The organism is Methyloversatilis thermotolerans (assembly GCF_000372885.1).
In the GTDB taxonomy this organism is placed as follows: domain Bacteria; phylum Pseudomonadota; class Gammaproteobacteria; order Burkholderiales; family Rhodocyclaceae; genus Methyloversatilis; species Methyloversatilis thermotolerans.
On sequence record NZ_KB889967.1, the window covers coordinates 930,994 to 948,416 of the forward strand.

The following is a 17,423-nucleotide window of genomic DNA, read 5'->3' on the forward strand; positions in this document are numbered from 1 at the left end:
TTGTTCGCATCGCTGCGTGAAAGTGTTGCTGAATTGTGTGTCGCATTGCATCTGCCACCCTCGTTTCCGTGCCTCGCCAGGCACTTTCGCGCGCACTCTGGAAGGCGCGCCCGTGCGCCCCGGCGGCGCGAGGACGGACGGGGATGCCGGTCACCTGTTAAATTCGCGTGCTTTGCCGCTTCCGTCCTTCCATGTCGCTCGACATCGTCTGCTTGTGCGCCGAGTGGTGCGCTACCTGCCGTGACTTCCGTGCGATCTGTGACGGCGGGGCCGCCATCCTCGACGGCGATCGCCTGCTGTGGATGGATATCGAGGAGCACGATGCACTGCTCGACAGCCTGGACATCGAGATCGAGAACTTTCCAACGCTGGTGATCGCGCGCAGAGGAGAACCGGTCTGCTTTGCCGGTCCGGTCACGCCCTTTGCGGCGACCGTCCAGAGGCTCTCGCGCACTGCGCGCGATGGGGATCTCGCCGCGCTCGACGATGGGCGCTGGAATGAACTGCTGCGGCAGATGACCCACCCCTGACGCCATATCCTCCCTTCCATGCATCCGCTTTCCCGCCTGTTCTCGCACGCGCGCAACTACCGCCGCGACGTGCGCATCGCCACGCTGTATTCCGTCCTCAACAAGTTCTTCGACGTGCTGCCGGAGGTGCTGATCGGCGTCGCGGTCGATGTGGTCGTGAACCAGAAAGCCAGCTTCCTCGCGCGTGTCGGCATCGTCGATCCGAAGGACCAGCTCATGCTGCTGGCGCTGATCACGGTGGTCGTGTGGATTGGCGAATCGCTGTTCCAGTACCTGTATGACGTGCGCTGGCGCGATCTCGCGCAGAACCTGCAGCACGACCTGCGCATGGAGGCCTACCGCCATGTGCAGAAGCTGGACATGGCCTACTTCGAGCGCAACCGCAGCGGCAATCTGCTGGCCGTGCTCAACGAGGACATCAACCAGATGGAGCGCTTCCTCAACGGCGGTGCGAACGATCTGATCCAGGTGTTTGTCGGCTCGCTGATGGTGGGCGGCGTGTTCTTCGCGCTCACGCACGAACTGGCCTTTCTTGCACTGGTGCCGGTGCCGCTCATCCTGTACGGCGCATTCTGGTTCCAGCGCCGCCTCGCGCCGCGCTATGGCGCGGTGCGCGAGGCGGCCGGCGCACTGGCTGCGCGGCTGAACAACAACATCCAGGGCATCGCGACGGTGAAGGCCTATGCCGCCGAGGACTACGAAGCGGCCCACATCGAACAGGGCTCGGACGCCTACCGCGCGCGCAATGGCGAGGCAATCCGGCTGTCCGCGGCCATCACGCCGGTCATCCGCATGGCCATCCTGGCCGGCTTCACGGTGACGCTGCTGTATGGCGGTTTCATGGCGCTGAACGGCGACATCGGTGTCGGCAGCTATTCGGTGCTGGTGTATCTGACGCAGCGACTGCTGTGGCCGCTCACCCGCCTGGCCGATCTGACCGATCTCTACCAGCGCTCGATGTCGTCGATCGAGCGGGTGATGAACCTGCTGCAGACACCGGTGAACATCCGCTACGACGGCCGCGCACTGCCCAAGGAAACGGTGCGCGGCGAACTGGTTTTCGAGGGTGTCGGCTTCATCTACGAAGGGATGTCACGGCCGGCGCTCGAGCGCATCGATCTGCATATCGGTGCCGGCCGCAGTGTCGCCTTCGTCGGCAGCACCGGCGGTGGCAAGAGCACCTTGATCAAGCTGCTGCTGCGCTTCTACGAACCTCAGCAGGGCAGGGTGATGCTCGACGGCGTCGCACTTGGCGATGTCAATCTGCAGGACCTGCGCCGTGCCATCGGCTATGTCGCGCAGGACACCTTCCTGGCGGATGCATCGGTGGCGGACAACATCGCCTACGGCCTGCCGGGGGCGGATCGCGCAGCAGTGATCGCGGCGGCGAAAGCCGCCGAGGCGCACGACTTCATCATGACGCTTCCGCAGGGTTACGACACGCCTGTCGGCGAGCGCGGCCTGCGACTTTCCGGCGGGCAGCGGCAGCGCCTCGCGCTCGCCCGGGCCATCCTGAAGGATCCGCCGATACTGGTGCTGGACGAAGCCACGTCCGCGGTCGACAACGAAACCGAAGCGGCCATACAGCGCTCGCTCGATCGCCTGGTGATCGGTCGCACCACGCTGATCGTGGCGCACCGCCTGTCCACGGTCCGGCACGCCGATGCCATCCACGTGCTCGAGCACGGCCGCATCGTCGAATCCGGCACGCACGACACACTGCTGGCGCGTGACGGCATTTATGCCTCCCTGTGGCGCTTGCAGACCGGTGATCGCAGGCAGGCGGATGCAAGTTCGCCGCGATAAGACGAGAAGGCCCCGCCTTCTGTGTGGCGGGGCCTTCTCGTCCTGACAAGCCGGGGCTGCTATTTGGGCTGCGGCGTCAGGCGAAGATAAGGACGAATGGCCTTGTAGCCAGCCGGGAAGCGGCGGGCGATCTCGTCCGGGTCCTGCAGCGACGGCACGATCACCACGTCATCGCCGTGCTTCCAGTTGCCCGGCGTGGCGACCGAGTGCCTGTCGGTGAGTTGAAGCGAGTCGATCACGCGCAGCACCTCGTCGAAGTTGCGACCGGTGCTCGCGGGATAGGTGATGATGAGCCGCACCTTCTTGCTGGGGTCGATGATGAACAGCGAGCGCACGGTCAGCGTGGCATTCGCGTTCGGATGGATCATGTCGTACAGCTTGCTCACCTTGCGGTCGGCGTCGGCGATGATGGGAAAGTTCACCGTCGTGTTCTGCGTGTCATTGATGTCGGCGATCCACTCGTGGTGCGAATCGACCGGATCGACAGACAGCGCGATGGCTTTCACGCCACGCCGGTCGAATTCGGACTTGAGCCTCGCGGTCAGGCCCAGTTCGGTGGTGCAGACCGGCGTGAAGTCGGCCGGGTGGGAAAAAAGCACACCCCAGTTCGATCCCAGCCAGTCGTGGAAGCGGATTCGGCCGATGGTGGAATCCTGTTCGAAATCCGGGGCGATGTCGCCCAGTCTCAGACTCATGATCATTCCTCCTGTCAGTGTGGGTCCGTACCGCGGCAACGTTCGAGCGCGCCGGGGGCTCGGCATCCCGGATTGGCGCTATCGCCTCTTGCGGCACGGGCTGTTCATGTTAAGCCGCTTTTGGCGCGATGCGCGGTGCCGTGAAGAATGACGACCCGGCATGCACTTCAGCGCACGCTGATCTGGTCAAACACGCCACCGTCGGCGAAATGCGTCTTCTGCGCCTTCTGCCAGCCACCGAATTCGGCGTCGATGGTGAACAGCTTGACCGGCGCGAAGGTCTTGGCGTACTTCGCAGCCACCTTGGGATCGATGGGCCGGTAGTAGTTCTGGGCTGCCAGCTCCTGGCCTTCGGTGCTGTACAGGTACTCGAGGTAGGCGGTGGCGACCACGCGCGTGCCGCGCTTGTCCACCACCTTGTCGACCACGCTCACCGGCGGCTCGGCCAGGATGGATAACGAGGGAGTGACGATCTCGAACTTTTCCGGCCCCAGTTCCTTCACCGCCAGATAGGCTTCGTTCTCCCAGGCGATCAGCACGTCGCCGATGCCGCGTTCCACGAAGGTGGTGGTCGAACCGCGCGCACCGGAATCCAGCACTTTCACATTGGCGAACAGCTTCTTCACGAATTCCTTGGCGGTGGTGTCGGAGCCGCCCGGCTGCTTCAGCGCATAGGCCCAGGCGGCGAGATAGTTCCAGCGTGCTCCGCCCGAGGTCTTGGGATTGGGCGTGATCACCTCGACGCCCGGCTTGACCAGATCGTTCCAGTCCTTGATGCCTTTCGGGTTGCCCTTGCGCACCAGGAATACGATGGTGGATGTGTAGGGTGAGGCGTTGTGCGGCAGACGCTTCTGCCAGTCAGCCGGAATCAGCTTGCCGTTCTCGTGCAGCGCGTCCACGTCGTAGGCGAGGGCAAGCGTCACCACATCGGCCTCCAGGCCGTCGATCACCGAACGCGCCTGTTTGCCCGAACCGCCGTGCGACTGCTTGATGCTCACGTTGTCGCCTGTCTTTGCCTTCCAGTGCTTGGCGAAGGCGGCGTTGTATTCCTGATAGAGCTCGCGTGTCGGGTCATAGGAAACGTTCAGCAGCGTGATGTCTGCCGCGTGCGCAGCACTGACCAGGGAAGCGCCGACCAGCAGGCTGGCGGCGAGCGAACGCAGGATCGTTTTCATGGGCGTACTCCGTGCCGTGTTTGGATGGGCGCACTGTAGGGAGCCGCCGTCAAGATGCGAACCAATTAATCCTGCGCAGCTTTGCACTGCCTGGCTGGAATGCTTATCGAAGTACGCGATAAGGCGCGGCACCGGGATTTTTCGGGCTGCGTCGCGGTCTGTCGCGACAGGCCCTTGCTGCGGAATCGACGTGACAGCTCTGCACCCCTTTCCTGGCGATCCGTCCCGGTTGTTCGAACCCACCCTCGACGAGGCACTGCGGCGCGTCGACGCGATCGAGCCGGGGCGCTATGCGCGCACGCGCAACGCACTCGACGGCGCGGTGACCCGCCTGTCGCCCTACGTCACCCATGGCTTCATCGACATACCGGGCGTGATCGCGCGCCTGTCCCGGCGACATGCGTTGACGACGGACGACAAGCTGGTGTTCGAACTGGCATGGCGGGAGTATTTCCAGCATGTCTGGAGACATCTGGACGAAGGTGTGTTCGAGGATCGTCGGCCACCGCCCGCCTCCTGCTACGGCGAGGTGCTGCCGGATGATGTGCGCGCGGCACGCACTGGCGTGCCGGTGGTCGACCATGCAGTGCGCACGCTGTACGCCACCGGTTATCTGCACAATCATGCGCGCATGTGGCTGGCCAGCTATGTGGTGCACCTGCGCAAGACACATTGGCGGGTCGGCGCCGACTGGATGTACCGGCATCTGCTGGACGGCGATCTGGCGTCCAATACCCTGTCCTGGCAATGGGTGGCCGGCACGCTGACCGGCAAGCCCTATCTGTTCAACGCGGACAACGTGGCGCGTTACGCACCGGCCTGGGCCAGCCCGGGTACCTGCATCGACGCCCCTTACGAGGTGCTGGAGGCGCGCGCGGTGCAGGCGGCGGATTGCGGCCCGGAGCGGGGCGCGCCCGCGGCCGGGGTGGACGAACCGTGGATGGGTGCGGTACCGGACGTGGATCTGTGGCCGGGACCGCAGGCGGACGAGGTCGAGGTGCTGCATCCGTGGTCGCTCGGAGAGCCCAGCGGCCGCTGCCGTGTGGGCTGGATAGAACCGGCCTTCCATCGACGTTTTCCGTGGTCGGAGGCGCGCTGGCGCTTCGTGCTGACGCGCATGCGCGCCCTGTGCACCACTCTGGTGGTGGGCGATGGCCCGGCCCTGCGGGCACGTTTTCCGCACGCCCGGCTGAATGTGCTGGACACGATGAACCCCTTCTACCGAGACGCAATCCGGCGCGCCGGCATGATGGCACGCGCGCCGGCACGCCAGTTCGGGGATCCGGACCGGCTGCAGCCCTCGTTCAGCCGGTTCTGGCAGACCGTGGCACCGTCGGCCGAGCTGTCCCGGCCCTGGCACCGCTGATCGAGGAGGTCTCATGCTCAATCGCCATGCACGCAAGCCGGCACGCATTCTTGGACTGGCCGGTGCCTTGCCCTTCGTATCCCTGACCGTCGCCCTGTATGCCGGTCACCTGCAGAAGGAATGGGTAGCGCATGCCCAGATCGCCTATGCGGCCACCATCGTGAGCTTCATCGGCGCCTTGCATTGGGGACTGGCGATGCGTGCCGATGCGCTGGACGAAAGGAGGCAGTGGCGTGCGCTGGGCTGGGGTGTCGTGCCCTCGCTCCTCGCCTGGGCCGCGCTCATGCTGCCTGCGCGCAGAGGTCTCTATCTGCTGGCCGGCCTGGTGCCGCTGTGCGGCTGGATGGATCTGCGCCTCGCCCGCGCGCTCGGCCTGGAAAGCTGGTTCGTCGAACTGCGCACCGTGCTCACCGTGCTGGTGACGCTGTGTCTTGCCCTGTCCGCGTTCGCGCTCACCTGAACCGGTCATGCATATCGTCTGGTTCAAGCGCGACCTGCGCATCAGCGATCACGCACCTCTGTGTGCGGCGGCCAGCGCCGGCCCGGTGCTGGCGCTGCACGTGATGGAGCCGGCCCTGCTGGCGCAAGCGGATGTCGATGCGCGGCACCTCGGCTTTCTGGTCGAGGCGCTCGATGACCTGGAATCGCGCCTGGCGGCGCTGGGTGTGCGCCTGTTGCTCAAGGTCGGTGACATGCCGCAGGTGCTGGATGCACTGCACCGGCTGCGACCGGTGAGCGGGCTGTGGAGCCACGAGGAAACGGGGAACCTTGCCAGCTTCGCGCGCGACCGGGCTGTGGCGGCGTGGTGCAGGGCGCATGCCGTACCGTGGCGACAATTTCCATCGGGAGGTGTGGTACGTGCGCTGCGCGACCGCGATGACTGGTCGGCGATCTGGCTGGCCCGGATGACGCCGGCCCCGCTGCCGCCGCCGGACCGCGCAACCGGGGTGGATACGACCGGCTGGCCGGCTGTGCCGGCCGCGCTTCCGTTGGTGAGCGGGGCCGATGTCCGCGACCGGCAGCGCGCCGGCCTGCGCAACGCGCAGACGCTGCTCGATGATTTCCTGGTCCGCCGTGTGATCCGCTACCGGCGCGGCATGTCCAGCCCGCTCAGCGGCGGACATGATTGCTCGCGGCTGTCCCCGCATCTGGCGCTGGGCACCCTGTCGCTGCGCGAGGTCGTGCATGCGGTATGGCACGCCCGCGCCCGCTGGCAGGCCGAGCCATCCAGGCGTCATGCCGACGTGGCGCTGGCCGGCTTGAAGTCATTCGAAAGCCGTCTGCACTGGCACTGTCATTTCGTGCAGAAACTGGAAACCGAACCGGCGCTCGAACAACGCGCGGTCAACCGCTTGTACGACGGGCTGCGCGAACCGGATTTCTCCCCGGCGCTGCATCGTGCGTGGTGCGCCGGCCAGACCGGATTCCCGTTCATCGATGCGTGCATGCGCGCGCTGATCGCCACCGGCTGGATCAACTTCCGTATGCGGGCCATGCTGGTCGCCTTCTCGTCCTACCACCTGTGGAATCACTGGCGGGAGCCGGGGCTGCATCTGGCGCGTCTGTTCACCGATTACGAACCCGGCATACACTGGCCGCAAGTGCAGATGCAGTCCGGGGTGACCGGCATCAATGCGCTGCGCATCTACAACCCGGTCAAACAGCAACTCGACCAGGACCCGGACGGTGTATTCGTGCGGCGCTGGCTGCCCGAGCTGGCGCGCGTACCGCGTGCGCTGCTGGCCGAACCATGGCGCATGGATGCCGTGCAGCAGCGCGAGTCCGGCTGCGTGATCGGCCGCGACTATCCGCCGCCCATCGTCGATCACCTGGCGGCAGCCCGCGCTGCGCGAGCCCGCCTGGGCGAGCTGCGACGGCTACCTGAAGCAGCCGCCGAGGCGCGCCGTGTGTTCGCCCTGCACGGCAGCCGCAATCCGGCGCGGGAAGGCCTGCCCGCCCGCGCCCGCAGGCGCGAGGGCGGAGCGGGGCAGATGGACTTCGGATTCTGAATCGCGCGCTGAACTCAGAACTCAAGCTGTAACGTGTTCGCGAATCTGGACTCGAGCACGCCCTTGCGACCTTCCTCTTCCGGAACGAGGTGCAGGCGGGTGCGAGCATAGAGCACGCCCATTTTCACCTCCTGCCAGATACTACGTTCATTCGCAGAATCGCTCTGGCGCCTCGTTCAGTAAGTGCCGGACGTACGCGCCACCTTGTCTTCCTTCGGCGCCTGTTCGTCACGACGATCGATCACGACCGACTCACCCATGCGGACTGGAAGACTGTCTGGATAGTTATAGCCGGTGCCCTTGTTGTGATCGATGATCGCGCCGATGCCGCCCCCGAAGATGATGTTGCCCCACATGCCTCCGGCCGAACGCGAGATCGCGCGCAGGAAGCCGTCGCTCATGCCGTTCTTCTTGCATTCGACCAGCAGATCCTCGGCCGACCGCCGCACCGACACGTTGCCGGGAGCCTTGGCTGTCCAGCTGCCCTTGTCGTTCTTCAGTGTGCACGCAGTGTCGTCAACGGGGTCTCCACTGCTCGAGCGGGTCTGCAGCGTGACGGTCTGCATTTCGCTGGATGTGATGGTGGCGCAACCGCCGAGAAGCGAGGCGGCGAGGCATGCAAGGGGAAAAGAGATCTTCACTGGCGTCCTTTTCTGATCGTTTTGATGGGCGGCGTATAACTTTTGATATATGCGTACGACATGGCGTTCGCGAGCGCGGACTTTACATGAAGCAACATTTCAGGGAGGAGTGAGCCACCGAAATTTACATTCCGGCCGAGTGGCGGGGCGATGGCTGTACAGGCAGAAGTGGTCCGGTCGGGCGTGTTGGGCCGGGTGTCGCGGTGCCGGGGAGAGGGCGGCGCACGTTGGGGTCGAGCGCAGACGTGGAATGAAGTCGACGCGTCAGCCCAGGCAGAAGAACTCCACGACGTCGCTGGCATTGCTGCGCGGCGAGCCGAAGGCCAGCCAGCCGTGGCCGTCGATGACGACCTCTTCGCGGGTCAGCGCGAATTCGTGCCGGCCTTCCAGCGTCACGAAGGTGCCGTTGCTGGAGCGGTCGATCAGCACGAAACGGTCGCGCCGGAACTCGATTTCGCAATGCTGGCGCGAGGCGCGCGCGTCGCGCACGAGAATGTCGACACCGGCGTCGCGTCCCAGGCGCAACCGGGGATGTTCGGCGCCGACCAGCCACACGCGGCCGCCGTGATAGACACGCATTTCCTTCTTGCCCAGGTCGGCATTCAGGCCGCCGATATGGGTCACCATGTCGGAATGTTCGCAGCGCAGCTCGCACATTTCCACCGAGCGCGCCACTCCCTTCACCACACGCGGTGGCATCGGCCGCACCATGGCCTGGAAGTGCTCGCTCAGGCGCACCGCGGCTTCGGTCGACACGATGGCTCGGCCGTGGCTGCCCAGTTCCGACAGCCGCGCGGCAATATTGACCGATTCGCCATAGATGTCGTCGCCGGTTTCGATCACCGGACCGAAATGGAAACCGGTGCGCACACCGAGCGAAAAGTGGCTGGCCAGAGGCAGCTCGCTGATCGCCGCATGGATGGCGAGAGAGGTGTCGGCGGCCTGGTCGCAGGCGCGGAAGGTGGCGAGCAGACCGTCACCGGTCATCTTGATCACGCGGCCGGAGCAGGACAGCACGGCATCGCGCATGCCGCGCAGGCAGCGGTCTATCAGCGCGAAAGCCGCCGTATCGCCCATGCGCTCGTATAGTTGGGTGCTGCCGACCAGGTCGGCAAACAGGACGGCGCACTCTTTCGAAACCGGCGGAGCTTTCTGCATCAGGGGTCGGATCAGCCAAAGAACCTGCCGCGCACATCGTCCGGGAGCGGCACGCCGGTAGCGTGCGCGCGTGCGAGCAGTTCCCAATAGTAACGGTAGGACGCGCGATCGTGCAGCGTATCGTGATGGCGCGTCGGACCCCAGCTCGCGTCCTGGGCGCCGCAGAGGATGGCGATGGCGTCTTCGACCTCGCTGAAATCCGGCCGCATTTCCTCGACGATGGGCAGGATCTGGTTGGGATGGATGCTCCACATCCGCATGAAGCCAAACTGGCGTCGCGCCTGACGCGCATCGTTGCGGATGAAGTCGATGTCACGGATTTCGGTGGTCACGTTGTGGGTCGGCACCACGCCACAGCCGTGGGCCGCCGCGGCGATTTCGCACTTGGTGCGCACGATGAGCGGATGTTCGAACTGCTTCGGGCTTTTCATCGCGTCGCCGGGCAGGGCACCGTGATGGGCACTGACGAAATCCATCAGGCCCAGGTCTATGGATTCGACCCGGTCGAGCGCCGCGATGTCCCACACCTGCCGCAATGCGCCGTGACTTTCGATCAGTACGTGAACCGGGATCCTGCGCTCGACGCCGGCCAGCGTTTCGCAGTTGCGCAGCCAGTCGAGCTGCGTTTTCACATCGTCGGCCGAACGCGCCTTGGGCAGCGTGATGAAGGCCAGTTTGTTGCCTGCCTCGCCGACGATGAGTTCCATGTCGGCTTTCCAGTGCGCATGGGTCACATCATGGATGCGCACGCCAACGCGCCCGAAACGGTTGTCCTCGCTGGCGATCACGCTGGCGCACAGCTTGCGGTGCTCGATCTCGTTGCCGGCTGCCGCGCCGTCCTCGCAGTCGCAGGTCACGTCGAAGATCGGGCCCAACTCGGCCTGCAGCGCGAGCGCCTTGCGCATGAGCTTTTCCGAGCCGGCGTAGTGATCGACGGCGGGCAGGATGGGGAAGGGCTTTTCGCCCTTGTACAGCACGTCCTTCGGATGCACGGCGGCGTTCATGAAAACTCCGGCATAAAAAAAGCGGCCACGTTACCGGGCCGCTTCGGTCGATTCAACGCTGCACCGCCGCATGTCCGTCCCCGGGGCAACAGGGTGACACGTCGACGGCGCGCGTCTCAGCGGATTCACAGCAGGTCGGCGACGCCGGCGCGCTCCTCTTCCAGTTCGGCCAGGGTCTTGGCGACATATGGTTTGGAGAACTCGTCGATCTCCAGTCCCTTCACGATGGTGTACTCACCGTTCTCGCAGACGCAGGGGAAGCCGAACACCAGGCCTTCGGGAATGCCGTAGGAACCGTCGGATGGCACGCCCATGGTGACCCAGTCACCATTGGAGCCGAGGTGCCAGTCGCGCATGTGGTCGATTGCGGCATTGGCGGCCGAAGCGGCGGATGACAGGCCACGCGCCTCGATGATGGCGGCGCCGCGCTTGCCCACGGTCGGCAGGAAGGTCTTGGCGTTCCATTCCTGGTCGTTCACCAGATTGGCGACGCTGTCGCCATTGGCGGTGGCGAAGCGGTAGTCGGCGTACATCGTCGGGCTGTGGTTGCCCCATACGGTCATCTTGCGGAAGGAGGACACCGGGCGGCCGATCTTCGCGGAGAGCTGCGACAGCGCACGGTTGTGGTCCAGACGCAGCATGGCGGTGAAGTTCTTCGCCGGTACGCGGCCGCCGGCCTTGGCGGCAGTCTTCATCGCGATGTAGGCGTTGGTGTTGCAGGGATTGCCGACCACCAGCACCTTGCAGTTCGGGCTCGCGTTCTGGCCGATGGCCGCGCCCTGCACGGTGAAAATCTTGGCGTTCTCGGTCAGCAGATCCTTGCGCTCCATGCCAGGCCCGCGCGGACGCGCGCCGACCAGCAGCGCGAAGTCGGCGTCCTTGAATGCGACGTTCGGATCATCGGTCGCGATCATGCCGGCGAGCAGCGGAAAGGCGCAGTCGTCCAGTTCCATCATCACGCCGGTCAGCGCCTTCTGGGCCTGCGGCAGATCGAGCAATTGAAGGATGACCGGCTGGTCCTTGCCCAGCATTTCGCCACTGGCGATGCGGAAGAGCAGGGCGTAACCGATCTGGCCGGCAGCGCCGGTGACTGCGACGCGGAGTGGCGTCTTGGACATATTGATCTCTCCTGTCTGAGATGGGACGGGTGCGTTGTGCGCGGCACGAATTATGGTCGACACGCGGCGTTTTTGACACACAGCACAAAGAACGCACTTTCGCGGTGCAGGGGTGGCCGACACGAGGCTTTTTGCACAGCATCAATTTATATCATATATAAGACATTAGACGCGTTGTAGACGTGACAGGATTTATGTGCTGAAATTTCCCGCATGGCACAGGACTCCCCGACTTTCAGCCCGCTTTACCGTCAGATCCGCGGTCTGCTCACTCAGGCGCTGCAGAGTGGCGAGTGGCGGCCGGGCGAAGCGATACCGAGCGAAACCGAACTGGCACAGCGTTTCAACGTGAGTCAGGGCACGGTGCGCAAGGCCATAGACGAAATGGCGGCCGACAACCTTCTGGTGCGCAAGCAGGGCAAGGGCACTTTTGTCGCGACGCATCACGATCCGCGCGCCTTCTTCCGCTTCCTGCGGCTGGCGCCGATCGATGGCGGCATCGAACAGTCGCAGAGCGTGCCGCTGGAATGCTGGCGCGCCCGGGCCGGCCAGGAGGTGGCGCGCACACTGGAGGTGGATGTCGGCTCGCAGATCATCATCGTGCGCCGTCTGCTCAAGTTCGCCGGCAAGCCGGTGGTGATCGACGAAATCTATCTGCGCGGCGACATGTTCCCGGGGCTCAACCTCGATGTGCTGAAGGAACAGCAGGGGTCGCTCTACTCATTTTTCGAAACCCGTTTCGGCGTGCGCATGGTGCGTGCCGAGGAGCGCCTGCGCGCGGTCGCGGCCGACCGTCAGAGCGCGGAATACCTGGATGTGCCGGAGGGCAGTCCGCTGCTGTCGGTCGAACGGGTGGCCTACACCTACGACGACAAGCCGGTGGAATGGCGGCGCGGCCTGTGTTCGACGGCCGATCACTATTACCTCAACACCCTGAACTGACTGAGCCGGCGGCGACCGGTGCATGGAACGATTCACTTAGGAGAGCGAGCCAGATGGCCAATACAGCCAGCAAGACGAGACCGAAGTTCCTTCAGCTGACGTCAATACGCCTGCCCCTGCCGGGCATTGTGTCCATCCTCCACCGCATCAGCGGTGCCGGCCTCTTCCTCTGTCTGCCGCTGCTGCTCTGGCTGTTCGACGCCAGCCTCGGCTCGGCGGAGAGCTTCGAGGAGTTCAGTGCCGTGGTGGGCCATCCGCTGGCCAAGTTGCTTCTGCTCGGTCTGATGTGGGCCTACCTGCATCACTTCTGTGCCGGTATCCGCTTCCTGCTGCTGGACATGCACAAGGGGCTTGAACTGTCGGTGGCGCGCAAGAGCTCGATGGCCGTGCTGGTCGTGAGCCTCACGCTGACCGTGATCCTGGGGGTGAAGCTGTGGTGAATCGTGTCGTCGTCGGTGCCCACTACGGGTTGAAGGACTGGCTGGGTCAGCGTGTGACGGCCGTGGTGATGGCGGTCTATACGGTGATTTTCGCGGCGGGCGCGCTCACCATGGGTGAAATGAACTATGAGAACTGGCGCGGTCTGTTCGCCGGAGGGTTCATGCGTTTCGCGACCTTCCTGTTCTTTGCCTCGCTGACCTACCACGCGTGGGTGGGTGTGCGCGACATCTATATGGATTACATCAAGCCCACCGGCGTGCGCGTACTGCTGCACGCGGTGACCGTTCTCGCGCTGATCGGCTATCTGGGCTGGGCGGCGCAGGTTCTGTGGAGACTGTAAGTGAGCGTACCCGTCCGCAAGTTTGATGCAGTGATCGTCGGCGCCGGTGGCGCCGGCTTGCGCGCAGCCATCCAGTTGTCGGAAGCCGGCCTGCGCACCGCCGTGCTGTCCAAGGTATTCCCGACCCGTTCCCACACGGTGGCGGCGCAAGGGGGCGTTGCCGCCTCGCTCGGCAATTCCGAGGAGGACCACTGGCACTGGCATATGTACGACACGGTGAAAGGTTCCGACTGGCTCGGCGATCAGGACGCCATCGAATTCATGTGCCGCAAGGCCAACGAGGTCGTGATCGAACTCGAGCACTACGGCATGCCGTTCGACCGGCTGGACAGCGGCAAGATCTACCAGCGCCCGTTCGGCGGTCACATGTCGAATTTCGGCGAGAAGCCGGTGCGCCGTTCCTGTGCCGCGGCCGACCGTACCGGCCACGCCATGCTGCACGCGATGTACCAGCGCAACGTGAAGGCCAACACGCAGTTCTTCATCGAATGGATGGCACTCGATCTCATCCGCGACGAGGAAGGCGACGTTGTCGGCGTGACCGCGATGGAAATGGAAACCGGTGACGTGTTCGTGTTCCACGCCAAGGCGGTGCTGTTCGCCACCGGCGGTGCCGGTCGCATCTACTACAGCTCGACCAATGCCTTCATCAATACCGGCGACGGCGTGGGCATGGCGGCGCGCGCCGGCATTCCGCTGGAGGACATGGAGTTCTGGCAGTTCCACCCGACCGGCGTGGCGGGCGCGGGCGTGCTCATCACCGAAGGTGTGCGCGGCGAGGGTGGCATCCTGCGCAATGCCTCCGGCGAGCGTTTCATGGAGCGCTACGCGCCGAACGCCAAGGATCTGGCGTCGCGCGACGTGGTGTCGCGCGCCATGGTGACGGAAATCAACGAAGGTCGCGGCTGTGGTCCGAACAAGGACCACGTGATGCTGGACATTACCCACCTCGACCCGGCAACTATCATGAAGCGTCTGCCCGGCATCCGCGAAATCGGCATCCAGTTCGCCGGCGTCGACGCGATCAAGGAACCGCTGCCCGTGGTGCCGACCTGCCATTACCAGATGGGCGGCATTCCGACCAACTACTACGGCGAGGTGGTGGTGCCGAAGGACGGCAACCCGAGCGTGCCGGTCAAGGGCTTCTATGCCGCCGGCGAGTGCGCCTGTGCTTCGGTGCACGGTGCCAACCGTCTGGGCACCAATTCGCTGCTCGATCTGCTGGTGTTCGGCAAATCGTCCGGCGAATCCATGGTCGAGTACATCAAGGCGCAACCGGCGGCGCACAAGCCGCTGCCCGCCAATGCCGCCGACTATTCGCTGTCGCGCATCAACCGTCTGGACAGCCAGAAGGACGGCGCCGCAGTCGGCGCCACGCGTCTGGCGATGCAGCGCACGATGCAGGCGCACTGCGGCGTGTTCCGGTTCAAGGACATGCTGGCCGAAGGCGTGACCCGGATACTGGACATCGAGAAGCAGGCCGCGTCGACCGAGATCAAGGACAAGTCCAAGGTATTCAACACCGCACGTCTGGAGGCCCTGGAACTGGACAACCTGATCGAGGTTGCCAAGGCCACCATCGTGTCGGCCAACGCCCGCACCGAATCCCGAGGCGCGCATGTGCGAGACGATGCGACCGACACGCCGGAATGCCCGGACGGCCGTGACGACAGGAACTGGCTCAAGCACACGCTGTGGCATCGCGAGGGCAACAGGCTCGAGTACAAGCCGGTGAATCTCAAGCCGCTCACGGTCGACACCATCGCGCTGAAGAAGCGCGCCTACTGAGGAACACAGCATGACTGCCCGTACTGTCGAATTCAGTATCTACCGCTTCGATCCCGATCGTGACGAGAAGCCCTACATGCAGTCGATCTCGCTCGAGCTCGATGGCACCGAACGCAAGCTGCTCGATGCGCTGGTCAAGTTGAAGGACAAGGACGACTCGCTGTCCTTCCGTCGCTCATGCCGCGAGGGCGTGTGCGGCTCGGATGCGATGAACATCAATGGCAAGAACGGCCTGGCCTGTCTGACCGACATGAAGGACCTGCCATCGCCCATCGTGCTGCGTCCGCTGCCCGGTCTGCCGGTCGTGCGCGACCTGATCGTGGACATGACCCAGTTCTTCAAGCAGTACCACTCGATCAAGCCCTACCTGATCAACAACGAACATCCGCCCGAGCGCGAGCGCCTGCAATCGCCCGAGGACCGCGAGGAGCTGAACGGCCTGTACGAGTGCATCCTCTGTGCCTGCTGCTCGACCTCCTGCCCGTCGTTCTGGTGGAATCCGGACAAGTTCGTCGGCCCGGCCGGCCTGCTCGCGGCCTACCGTTTCATCGCCGATACGCGTGACCAGGCCACCAGCGAACGGCTGGACAATCTGGAAGATCCGTATCGCCTGTTCCGCTGCCACACCATCATGAACTGCGTCGATGTGTGCCCCAAGGGCCTGAACCCGACGCGTGCCATCGGCAAGATCAAGGACATGATGGTCCGCCGGGCGGTATGAGCATGGACGACGCGGCGAACGACCAGACGGTGAACATGGGGCGGCTGCGCTGGCACTGCCGGCGCGGTTTGCTCGAACTCGACCTGGTCCTTCAGCGCGTCATCGACAGGGGGTTGCTGGAGGAGTTGAGTGAACAACAGAGGGCAGAGCTGTTCGAACTGCTCCATTACGACGACATCACCTTGTTGGCGATTGTCAGCGGGCGCGAAGAATGTGAGGAGCCGCGCCTGAAGGGGATGGTCGAGCTGTTGCGCGGGGTCTGATCCGTCGGACCGATACGCTGCGGCTTTGGCCCGGGCATTTTTGAGGAAGTGAAGAGGTTAGACATGACAAATCAACGCACCGCCACGCTGACCATTGATGGGCAGACCACCGAGTTCCCGATCATGAGCGGTACGGTCGGCCCCGACGTGGTTGATATCCGTTCGATGTATGGCAAGACCGGCATGTTCACTTACGACACCGGTTACCTCTCCACCGCCAGCTGCAAGTCGTCCATCACCTACATCGACGGTGACAAGGGCGAACTGTGGTACCGCGGTTACCCGATCGAGCAGCTCGCCGAGCACTGCGACTTCCTCGATGTCTGCTACCTGCTGAAGAACAGCGAACTGCCGGATGCCGCGCAGAAGGCGGATTACGTGGGCCAGATCAAGCGCCATACGCTGGTGCATGAACAGCTCGCCCGCTTCTATGCCGGCTTCCGCCGCGACGCGCATCCGATGGCCATCATGGCCGGCGTGGTCGGCGCCCTGTCGGCGTTCTATCACGACGGCATGGATATTTCCGACCAGGCGCACCGCGACATCTCGATCAATCGCCTGATCGCCAAGATGCCGACCATAGCGGCGATGGCCTACAAGTACTCGGTTGGCCAGCCCTTCATGTATCCGCGCAACGACCTGTGCTACACCGGCAACTTCATGCACATGATGTTCGGCACACCGTGCGAGGAATACAAGCCGAATCCGGTGCTCGTCAAGGCGCTCGACCGCATCTTCATCCTGCACGCGGATCACGAGCAGAACGCGTCGACATCGACCGTACGCCTGGCCGGCTCGTCCGGTGCCAACCCCTACGCGGTGATCGCCGCCGGCATCGCCTGCCTGTGGGGCCCGGCTCACGGCGGTGCGAACGAGGCCTGCCTGCAGATGCTGGAAGAGATCGGCGACGTATCGCGCGTCGGCGACTACATCAAGCGTGCCAAGGACAAGAGCGACAGCTTCAAGCTCATGGGTTTCGGCCATCGCGTCTACAAGAATTTCGATCCGCGCGCCAAGCTGATGCGTCAGACCTGCCATGAAGTGCTGACCGAACTGGGGCTCGAGAACGACCGTCTGTTCAAGCTGGCGATGGAACTGGAAAAGATCGCGCTGGAGGACGAGTACTTCATCGAGAAGAAGCTCTATCCCAACGTCGACTTCTACTCCGGCATCGTGCAGAAGGCGCTCGGCATTCCGACCTCGATGTTCACGTGCATCTTCGCGCTGGCCCGCACGATAGGCTGGATCACCCAGTGGAACGAAATGATCACCGATCCGGAATACAAGATCGGCCGTCCGCGCCAGCTCTACGTCGGTCCGGAACGTCGCGACGTGAAACCCATCGCACAGCGCTGATCGCGTAGCATCCGACCCCGCGGCCGGCGGATGCCGCGGGGCGTAAAGGTCTGACGACCGATACAAACCG

Annotated in this window: 18 protein-coding genes; 12 read left to right on the forward strand and 6 right to left on the reverse strand. The window is 64.2% G+C overall.

All coding sequences use genetic code 11. From position 1 onward, the window contains the following. The first annotated feature begins 191 nt into the window (after positions 1-191). Positions 192-530: a YbbN family protein gene (locus tag A3Q7_RS19365; protein WP_018410514.1), complete on the forward strand. Its 339-nt coding sequence runs from the start codon at positions 192-194 to the stop codon at positions 528-530. 18 nt (positions 531-548) lie between these two features. After that, positions 549-2,336 carry an ABC transporter ATP-binding protein gene (locus A3Q7_RS0103745; protein WP_018410515.1) on the forward strand — a complete coding sequence of 596 codons (1,788 nt, stop codon included), beginning with the start codon at positions 549-551 and terminating at the stop codon, positions 2,334-2,336. Between the two features lie 59 nt (positions 2,337-2,395). Here A3Q7_RS0103745 and A3Q7_RS0103750 read toward each other — a convergent pair whose 3' ends face one another. Further along, complete coding sequence (locus A3Q7_RS0103750; RefSeq protein ID WP_026224456.1) at positions 2,396-3,031, reverse strand: peroxiredoxin; 636 nt, start codon at positions 3,029-3,031, stop codon at positions 2,396-2,398. 167 nt (positions 3,032-3,198) lie between these two features. Next, positions 3,199-4,206 carry a sulfate ABC transporter substrate-binding protein gene (locus A3Q7_RS0103755; RefSeq protein ID WP_018410517.1) on the reverse strand — a complete coding sequence of 336 codons (1,008 nt, stop codon included), beginning with the start codon at positions 4,204-4,206 and terminating at the stop codon, positions 3,199-3,201. Positions 4,207-4,396: 190 nt separating this feature from the next. Between A3Q7_RS0103755 and A3Q7_RS0103760 the strand changes: the two genes are divergently transcribed. The 3 genes from A3Q7_RS0103760 to A3Q7_RS0103770 are packed head-to-tail and all read left to right on the forward strand — an operon-like array spanning position 4,397 to position 7,581. Then, positions 4,397-5,572, forward strand: coding sequence for an FAD-binding domain-containing protein (locus tag A3Q7_RS0103760; protein ID WP_232417813.1), 1,176 nt, complete (start codon positions 4,397-4,399; stop codon positions 5,570-5,572). Positions 5,573-5,585: 13 nt separating this feature from the next. Continuing rightward, positions 5,586-6,032, forward strand: coding sequence for a DUF3429 domain-containing protein (locus A3Q7_RS0103765; RefSeq protein WP_018410519.1), 447 nt, complete (start codon positions 5,586-5,588; stop codon positions 6,030-6,032). Positions 6,033-6,039: 7 nt separating this feature from the next. Next, positions 6,040-7,581: an FAD-binding domain-containing protein gene (locus A3Q7_RS0103770; protein WP_018410520.1), complete on the forward strand. Its 1,542-nt coding sequence runs from the start codon at positions 6,040-6,042 to the stop codon at positions 7,579-7,581. Between the two features lie 176 nt (positions 7,582-7,757). Here A3Q7_RS0103770 and A3Q7_RS0103780 read toward each other — a convergent pair whose 3' ends face one another. From A3Q7_RS0103780 to A3Q7_RS0103795, 4 genes are all read right to left on the reverse strand, one after another. Then, a complete protein-coding gene (locus tag A3Q7_RS0103780) occupies positions 7,758-8,147 on the reverse strand; it encodes a hypothetical protein (RefSeq protein WP_018410522.1) in 390 nt (129 codons plus the stop codon). A 339-nt stretch (positions 8,148-8,486) separates the two neighbouring features. Continuing rightward, positions 8,487-9,380 carry an adenylate/guanylate cyclase domain-containing protein gene (locus A3Q7_RS0103785; RefSeq protein WP_018410523.1) on the reverse strand — a complete coding sequence of 298 codons (894 nt, stop codon included), beginning with the start codon at positions 9,378-9,380 and terminating at the stop codon, positions 8,487-8,489. Between the two features lie 11 nt (positions 9,381-9,391). Then, positions 9,392-10,384: an HpcH/HpaI aldolase/citrate lyase family protein gene (locus A3Q7_RS0103790; RefSeq protein ID WP_018410524.1), complete on the reverse strand. Its 993-nt coding sequence runs from the start codon at positions 10,382-10,384 to the stop codon at positions 9,392-9,394. A 125-nt stretch (positions 10,385-10,509) separates the two neighbouring features. After that, positions 10,510-11,502 (reverse strand): malate dehydrogenase, encoded by a 993-nt coding sequence (locus A3Q7_RS0103795; RefSeq protein WP_018410525.1) that lies wholly within the window; start codon positions 11,500-11,502, stop codon positions 10,510-10,512. A 213-nt stretch (positions 11,503-11,715) separates the two neighbouring features. On the opposite strand from A3Q7_RS0103795, the gene A3Q7_RS0103800 reads away from it, so the two are divergent. From A3Q7_RS0103800 to gltA, 7 genes are all read left to right on the forward strand, one after another. After that, positions 11,716-12,444: a GntR family transcriptional regulator gene (locus A3Q7_RS0103800; protein ID WP_018410526.1), complete on the forward strand. Its 729-nt coding sequence runs from the start codon at positions 11,716-11,718 to the stop codon at positions 12,442-12,444. A gap of 53 nt (positions 12,445-12,497) precedes the next feature. After that, the gene (gene sdhC / locus A3Q7_RS0103805) at positions 12,498-12,884 is read left to right on the forward strand and encodes a succinate dehydrogenase, cytochrome b556 subunit (RefSeq protein ID WP_018410527.1); all 387 of its coding nucleotides are present in this window, start codon (positions 12,498-12,500) and stop codon (positions 12,882-12,884) included. After that, positions 12,878-13,225, forward strand: a complete 348-nt coding sequence (gene sdhD / locus A3Q7_RS0103810; RefSeq protein WP_018410528.1) for a succinate dehydrogenase, hydrophobic membrane anchor protein — start codon at positions 12,878-12,880, stop codon at positions 13,223-13,225. The genes sdhC and sdhD overlap by 7 nt, the downstream gene beginning before the upstream one ends. Continuing rightward, positions 13,226-15,013, forward strand: coding sequence for a succinate dehydrogenase flavoprotein subunit (sdhA, locus tag A3Q7_RS0103815; RefSeq protein ID WP_018410529.1), 1,788 nt, complete (start codon positions 13,226-13,228; stop codon positions 15,011-15,013). A gap of 10 nt (positions 15,014-15,023) precedes the next feature. Then, the gene (locus A3Q7_RS0103820) at positions 15,024-15,734 is read left to right on the forward strand and encodes a succinate dehydrogenase iron-sulfur subunit (RefSeq protein WP_018410530.1); all 711 of its coding nucleotides are present in this window, start codon (positions 15,024-15,026) and stop codon (positions 15,732-15,734) included. Beyond that, entirely contained in the window at positions 15,731-15,997 is a 267-nt protein-coding gene (locus A3Q7_RS0103825; protein WP_018410531.1) for an FAD assembly factor SdhE, read from the forward strand. The genes A3Q7_RS0103820 and A3Q7_RS0103825 overlap by 4 nt, the downstream gene beginning before the upstream one ends. Positions 15,998-16,060: 63 nt before the next feature. Continuing rightward, positions 16,061-17,353, forward strand: a complete 1,293-nt coding sequence (gene gltA / locus A3Q7_RS0103830) for a citrate synthase (protein ID WP_018410532.1) — start codon at positions 16,061-16,063, stop codon at positions 17,351-17,353. The last annotated feature ends 70 nt before the right edge of the window (positions 17,354-17,423 follow it).